Annotated in this window: 7 protein-coding genes; 4 read left to right on the top strand and 3 right to left on the bottom strand. The window is 74.0% G+C overall.

All coding sequences use genetic code 11. The annotated features are described in order from the left end of the window. Positions 1 to 160 precede the first annotated feature (160 nt). The gene (locus tag ACFW9D_RS37470) at positions 161 to 598 is read left to right on the top strand and encodes a hypothetical protein (protein WP_384629871.1); all 438 of its coding nucleotides are present in this window, start codon (positions 161 to 163) and stop codon (positions 596 to 598) included. Here the strand turns inward: ACFW9D_RS37470 and ACFW9D_RS37465 are convergent. The 3 genes from ACFW9D_RS37465 to ACFW9D_RS37455 all read right to left on the bottom strand — a co-directional run bounded on the left by ACFW9D_RS37465 (position 592) and on the right by ACFW9D_RS37455 (position 3,709). After that, positions 592 to 2,163, bottom strand: a complete 1,572-nt coding sequence (locus ACFW9D_RS37465) for a protein kinase (RefSeq protein ID WP_384629869.1) — start codon at positions 2,161 to 2,163, stop codon at positions 592 to 594. The genes ACFW9D_RS37470 and ACFW9D_RS37465 overlap by 7 nt on opposite strands. Next, positions 2,160 to 2,894, bottom strand: coding sequence for an FHA domain-containing protein (locus tag ACFW9D_RS37460; RefSeq protein WP_223205984.1), 735 nt, complete (start codon positions 2,892 to 2,894; stop codon positions 2,160 to 2,162). The genes ACFW9D_RS37465 and ACFW9D_RS37460 overlap by 4 nt, the downstream gene beginning before the upstream one ends. Before the next feature lie 149 nt (positions 2,895 to 3,043). Continuing rightward, complete coding sequence (locus tag ACFW9D_RS37455; RefSeq protein WP_188337292.1) at positions 3,044 to 3,709, bottom strand: RDD family protein; 666 nt, start codon at positions 3,707 to 3,709, stop codon at positions 3,044 to 3,046. A 143-nt stretch (positions 3,710 to 3,852) separates the two neighbouring features. On the opposite strand from ACFW9D_RS37455, the gene ACFW9D_RS37450 reads away from it, so the two are divergent. The 3 genes from ACFW9D_RS37450 to ACFW9D_RS37440 all read left to right on the top strand — a co-directional run bounded on the left by ACFW9D_RS37450 (position 3,853) and on the right by ACFW9D_RS37440 (position 6,478). After that, entirely contained in the window at positions 3,853 to 4,716 is an 864-nt protein-coding gene (locus tag ACFW9D_RS37450) for a bifunctional methylenetetrahydrofolate dehydrogenase/methenyltetrahydrofolate cyclohydrolase (protein WP_188337291.1), read from the top strand. Next, a complete protein-coding gene (locus tag ACFW9D_RS37445; RefSeq protein ID WP_188337290.1) occupies positions 4,706 to 5,125 on the top strand; it encodes a DUF3017 domain-containing protein in 420 nt (139 codons plus the stop codon). Before ACFW9D_RS37450 ends, ACFW9D_RS37445 begins: the two co-directional genes overlap by 11 nt. Positions 5,126 to 5,431: 306 nt before the next feature. Further along, positions 5,432 to 6,478 (top strand): DUF2690 domain-containing protein, encoded by a 1,047-nt coding sequence (locus tag ACFW9D_RS37440; protein ID WP_384629866.1) that lies wholly within the window; start codon positions 5,432 to 5,434, stop codon positions 6,476 to 6,478. The last annotated feature ends 195 nt before the right edge of the window (positions 6,479 to 6,673 follow it).

The raw sequence follows: 6,673 nt of genomic DNA, 5'->3' as shown, positions 1-6,673 counted from the left end.
TTTGCGGGGGGGGGGCCCCGCGGTCCCCCCCGGGGGGGCCCAACACCTCTGCCCACCGTCCCCCGGACGGACCCTCGGACCTCCGAGGCTGTCAGCGGGCGCCGCCGCGAGCAGGATGAACTCGACCGCAACACCCGAACGACCACGGGGAGTTCAGCTCATGCGTCTTCGTCTCCTGCTCGGCACCGCGGCCACCGCCGCCGGTGTCGCCGCCGTCAGCCTGGTGCCCACCGCCACCGCCTCGCCCGCGTCCCCGGCCCGCGCCGAGCGGGTCGCCGCCGCCTCGCCGAGCGTGTCGCCGGCCGCGCCGTACTTCTACAGCGACGGCCCCGGCTACACCTGCCCGACCGGCAACCTGTGCGTGCGCACCTGGGACCCGAACAAGGGCCAGTACAAGGTGTTCAAGCTCTACGAGTGCCACACCTACTCGCTGTCCTACTTCAAGGGCAACGGCGGCTACGCCAACTTCCAGACCGGCGACCGGGCGACCGCCACCTTCTACGGCCAGTCCGGCAACGTCCTGAAGAACGTGCCGGTCGACGCCCAGTCCACCAGCTACGACTGGGGCCCGGTCTGGAAGATCCGCAACTGCTACTGACCGGCCCCGGGCGGTGTGTACGCCTTGAGCCAGTGCCCGACCCGGTCCGCGTACGGGCGGACCCGGTCGGGCACACCGCCCTCCTTGTTCACCGTCCCGGCGGAGGTGCGGTAGCCGACCGCGACGAGCACGCCGCGCTCGCCCTCGACCCGGCCGGGCGGGGCGAGCTGGCGGGCGATGTCGCAGGTGTACCGGCCGACCGCCGGGATCGACACGTCCGGGGGGAACGGCGGCCGCAGATCCTTGATCACCTGGGGTCTGCGGCGCGGGTCGATCCAGTACCAGAGGACGGAGGGGGTCCAGCGGGCGATCCCGTACTCGTCCTTGGCCGGGTCGGACAGATCCGGGTCGAAGCCGCTCTCCGCCTTCAGGATCGCGGCGATCAGGGCGGGGGTGACCTCCGGCTCGTGGCAGCCGTGCGCGGCGTCCACGATCAGCTTCCGATAGCGCACCGGGACACCCGCGTCGGTGCGCAGCTCGGCCGCGCCGTACCGGGCGGCGGCCTTCCGGTCCTCGCCCGGAGCGCCGCCCGGCAGGCCGCCGCCGGTCAGCGCGAGCGTCGCCCCGCCCGCCGCGAGCGCCGCCACGACCGCACCCGCAGCCCAGGCCAGGACCCGGCGCCGGCGCGGTCCGCGCGGCCGCCGCGCGGACCGGACGCCCGTGACCGCCTCCACCCGGCGCAGCAGCTCCGCCGCGTCCAGGGCGGCGCGCTCCGCGTGGGTGCGGGCCAGGCAGTCGGTGACGATGCCGCGCCAGGCGTCGGGGACGCCGGGGGCGAGCCGCAGTTCGTCGCCTCCCCGCGCGTAGCGCACCGCCGCGTCGCGGCGAGCGGCGGGCGTGCCGCCGGGCAGCGGGAACGCGCCGGTGAGCACCAGATGGGCGAGAACGCCGAACGCCCAGATGTCCGCCGTCGCCCGGATCCGCTGCCCGCGCTCGCCGATCTCCGCCCACAGGAGCTCCGGCGGCGTGTAGTCGGGCGTCGCGAAGGCCGGCGTGTACGCGTGCGTGCCGTCCAGCTCGGCCGCCATGTTGAAGTCGGCCAGGCGCACCGAACCGTCGGCGAGCAGCAGCACGTTGGCCGGTTTCAGATCCCCGTGCACCCAGCCCGCCCGGTGCAGCTGGTCCAGCCCCTGGCACACCTGGGCGAGCAGCTCGGGGCCGTGCGGCGGGGCCGGTGCGCGCTCGAGCAGCCCGGCCAGCGAGCCCTCGGCCAGCTCCAGGACGAGGACGGTGGCGCCGTCGAGCCCGGGCTGGTCGGGCGCGTCGACGGTGAGGGTCTCGTAGAGCCGCACCAGCCGGGGTGTGTCGCGCAGCCGGCGCAGCAGCTGCACCTCACGGTCCGCCAGTTCCCGCAGGTGGGAGAGCTGGCGCGGGGTGCGGGTGCCGGTCGGCAGGAACTTCAGCGCGGCCGTGCGCGGCAGCGTGTCCGACGGCCGGGCGCGGCGGGCCGCGTACACCGTGCCGAAGGCCCCGGAGGCCAGCGGCTCGCGCACCTCCCAGTGGCCCAGCCGGAACCCCTTCGCCACCCGCACCGTGTGCCCGAAGGCGCCCCCGGACCCGCTCACGAGCGCCCCGGGCCGCCGCTCAGCACCGCCAGGTCGTCCTCCCGCACGAGGTCGAAGCGGAGGGCGAGGGAGGCGAGGGACTCCCGCTTGCCGTTCAGGCGCGGGCCGGGGTCCCAGGTGTCGGGGCCGGACTTCAGGCGCAGCTTCACCGCGAGGTAGTCGATGTTCCACTGCACGGCGGAGCGGCTCGACGCGGGCCAGGTCGGGCGCAGCCGCTCGGCGATCTGGTCGACGGTCGGCAGCGCGGCGTGCGGCTGCCCGCGCAGCCGCGGCTCGCACAGTGCGGCCAGGACCGCGAAGTACCGCTTGCCGGGGTCCAGGCTGAACGCGGGCGCGGTCGGCGCCCCCTCGCCCGCCCGGTCCGCGCCCCGCGCGTAGTCGTGCCGCGGCGCCCACACCTCGAACGGCAGCAGGTCGCCCGCGGCGGGCAGCACGACCCGGGAGAACTCGAAGGGCACCGGCGCGTCGAGCCGGCCCGCGGCGACCTTGATGTGCTCGCCCGCGCCCTCCGGGTTCTCCACCACGTAGGTCTGCCGGGAGCTGAGGTTGCTCAGCACCCAGAAGGTGCCCTGGGCGGTGATCTCGCCCGCGACGCGCGACACGCCCTCGTGCGCGAACGTCAGGTCGTTGCTCCGGTCGCAGCGCCCGAAGCGCAGACGCTCGCCCGGCCCCAGCCGGAACTGCTCCCGCGGCCCCGTGTCCGGCGCGGGCACGACGATGACACTGTGCATGGTGGTGGCCCACCTTCCCCCGATTTCCTCGGATTTCTCCGACGGTTTCGCGGCTCAGGGTAGGGAAGAGGGCGGGCCCGGATAAGACCGATGGCCGCAAACCCCCCGAACGTAGGGGCGTTTGCGGCCACCTGTGGGCCTCGGGCGGTTCAGCCCTTGACGTGGACGACGACCGTGCTCGCGACCTTGTCGTGCCAGCCCTGCATGCGGCCGGACTTGTCCCAGAACGGGGACAGGTAGACGAGGAGCTGGCCGATGCCGCAGGCGAACGAGCCGACGGTCGGGATGACCCAGCGCAGGAACGCTCCGCCGATGCCCGGCTTCTGCCCGTCGTCCGCCTTCAGGACGCGGATGCCGACGGCCAGCTTGCCCAGCGTGGCGCCGACGAACGCGATCATCAGGACCTCGTAGGCCAGCACCAGGACCATGAACAGACCGGCGACCGGCAGGATCCCGGACTGGAAGTCCGAGACCGCGTCGTTCACGCACGTGTCGTACGTGGGGGAGCTCGCGTCGCAGGCCGTCACCGTGTCGATCAGGTCGGTGAACTTCGGAGCGAGGAAGACCGCGTAGAGGACGAAGAACAGGACGCCGTCGATCATGCGGGCGCCGAACCGGCGGCCCATCGAGGCGAGCGGCGGGACGCCGGGGCCCATCGGGCCGCCCGGCTGCTGCGGGTAGGCGCCGTAGGGCTGGCCCGGCTGCTGCGGGTGGCCGTAACCCTGCGGCGGCACGCCCTGTGGGGCCTGCTGTCCGTACGGGTTGCCCTGGGGCGGCTGCTGGCCGTAGGGGTTGTTCGGGTCGCCGAAACTCATGGCGGGTTTTCCTCCGGGGACGACAAGGAGAGAGCGGTGCCGATCATGCTTCTCAACGGACCGGGCCCCTGTCCAGCCGCTTCCCGGGGCCGTTGTGCAAGTGCAACTTGGGTGAACGGCGGCCGCCCTGGAACAATGGCCGCATGACTGCCCAGATTCTCGATGGCAAGGCCACCGCAGCCGCGATCAAGTCCGACCTGACCGCCCGCGTGGCGGCGCTGAAGGAGAAGGGCGTCACGCCCGGCCTCGGCACGATCCTCGTGGGGGAGGACCCCGGCAGCCAGAAGTACGTGGCGGGCAAGCACCGCGACTGCGCGCAGGTCGGCCTCGCCTCGATCCAGCGCGAGCTGCCGGCCACGGCCACCCAGGAGGAGATCGAGGCCGTCGTCCGCGAGCTCAACGAGGACCCCGCCTGCACCGGCTACATCGTCCAGCTCCCGCTGCCCAAGGGCATCGACGAGAACCGCATCCTCGAGCTGATGGACCCGGCCAAGGACGCCGACGGCCTGCACCCGATGAACCTCGGCCGCCTCGTCCTGAACGAGCCGGCCCCGCTGCCCTGCACCCCGTACGGCATCATCACGCTGCTGCGCGAGCACGGCGTGGAGATCAAGGGCGCGGAGGTCGTCGTCGTCGGTCGCGGTGTCACCATCGGCCGCCCCATGCCGCTGCTGCTCACCCGCAAGTCGGAGAACGCGACGGTCACCCAGTGCCACACCGGCACCCGTGACCTCGCCGCCCACCTGCGCCGCGCCGACATCGTCGTGGCCGCCGCCGGTGTGCCGCACCTGATCAAGCCCGAGGACATCAAGCCCGGCGCGGCCGTCCTCGACGTCGGCGTCTCCCGCGACGAGAGCGGCAAGATCGTCGGCGACGTGCACCCCGGCGTCGCCGAGGTCGCCGGCTGGATCTCCCCGAACCCGGGCGGCGTCGGCCCCATGACCCGCGCCCAGCTCCTCGTCAACGTGGTCGAGGCCGCGGAGCGGAACGCGAACGGTGTCGGCTGACGTGACCACCGGCGGGGAGAAGCACGGCACGCGCCGCTTCCCGCGGTGGACCCGCGACACCGCGCGCCCCGAGGGCGGCGGCCGCGCCGCCCCGGGCGGTTCCCCGGCGCCCGCCCGGCAGTGGCCGCTGATCGCCGTCCTCGCGGTGACCGGCCTCGGGCTGCTCCTGACGGCCTTCGACCTGTTCCGGATCGGCACGATCCTGGTCGGCGTCGCGCTGCTCGGCGGGGCCGTGCTGCGCTGGGTGCTGCCGAGCGTCGGCATGCTCGCCGTGCGCTCCCGCTTCACCGACCTGCTGACCTACGGGATCCTCGGGGCCGTCATCGTGCTGCTCGCGCTCATGGCGCAGCCCGATCCGTGGCTGAAGATCCCCTTCCTTCAGGACACCCTGCACTTCACCGTGCGCTGACCGGCCGGTGACGAACGGAGCGAGTCCGTCCCTGTGTGGTGATCCCCGGGCAGGTTCGGGGATTCTGTCGCACGGGGGCGGATCGCGCACATAGCCTGGAAAATCGGGATCGTCCCGGACGTCCCGGACCCGGTGCGGCGTGCGGGGGCGCACCGAGGCGCGGGCGGGGCCGGATGCCCCCGTGCGCCCCCTGCCGGGGAACTGACATCCTGGCTACCCGCATCCCAATGGGTAGGCAGTGGGGGCCGAAGCGTTGGCGCGGCGCGGGGGAATCAGGCACGTAACGGGGGGAATAGGGGGAAGGCAATGCCTCGTTGGAAGGCGCTACCGGACGAACTCGATCCGCAGGTCAAGGAGTTCGCCAGCCAATTGCGCCGGCTGGTCGACCGCAGCGGGCTCGGGATCGCCGCACTGTCGGACCGCACGGGCTACAGCAAGACCTCGTGGGAGCGGTATCTGAACGGGCGGCTGCTCCCGCCGAAGGGCGCGATCGTCGCGCTCGCCGAGGTCACGGGCACCAATCCGATGCACCTGACCACCATGTGGGAGCTCGCCGAGCGTGCCTGGAGCCGCTCCGAGATGCGCCACGACATGACCATGGAGGCGATACGCATCTCCCAGGCCCGCGCGGCCCTGGGAGAGTTCGGGGGTGACGCGCCGGGCGGCCGTGCGGCCCAGGGCGGCGGCCGGGGCGGCAGCGCCACCGCGGCCCGGCCCACCGGCGTCGCGGGCCCGGCGGGCGTCTCGCCGGCCATGGGCTCCCGCAGCGACGGCTTCGGCCCCTCCGCGCAGCCCGCGGCCCCGGCCGCGCCCGGCGGTGGGGGCCGCCGCGGCAACGGCAACGGGAACGGGAAGGGCGGCGGGGGCGGCCGGCGCGGGATCACGATGGTGCTCGCGGGCGTCGTCGGCGTGGCGCTCGTCGCCGCCCTCGCCGACGTGCTGTTCAACGGCGGCGACAAGGGCGACCAGGCCGACGAGCCGACGCCCACCCCGACGACCAGCGCGCCGAAGCTGCCCGCGGGCGTCGAGTGCGTGGGGGACAGCTGCACCGGCAAGGACCCGGAGGCCATGGGCTGCGGCGGCGACCTCGCGGCCAACGGGGCGGAGATCAGGTCCGGCACGACCGTCGTCCAGGTCCGCTACAGCAAGACGTGCAAGGCGGCCTGGGCCCGCGTCCAGGGGGCGGCCCCCGGGGACAGCGTGGTCCTGCAGTCCGGCACCGAGTCCTCGAAGAAGGGCCTGGTCGGGAAGGCCGACACGGACGCGTACACGCCGATGCTGGCCGTCGGATCGGCCGCCGACGCCAAGGCCTGCGCGACCCTCGCCACCGGCAAGACGGTCTGCACGCAGTAGCTCCGCGCTCCGCCACGGGTCACCCGGTCGGGCCAGCGCGCCGAGGCGATGCGCGGGCGATGCGCGGGCGATGTGCGAGTGGTTCACGGGCGATGCGCATGGGGGCGCGCCTTCGGGGAAGGCGCGCAGTACCCCCACGGGACCGGTCACTCGAGTGGCACCCCCACGGCGGCCGCCGGCCCGGCACATCCGGGC

The sequence above is a fragment of the Streptomyces sp. NPDC059524 genome (assembly GCF_042749255.1).
Classification (GTDB): Bacteria; Actinomycetota; Actinomycetes; order Streptomycetales; family Streptomycetaceae; genus Streptomyces; species Streptomyces xanthii.
This window is presented reverse-complemented; position numbering and strand designations above follow the sequence as displayed.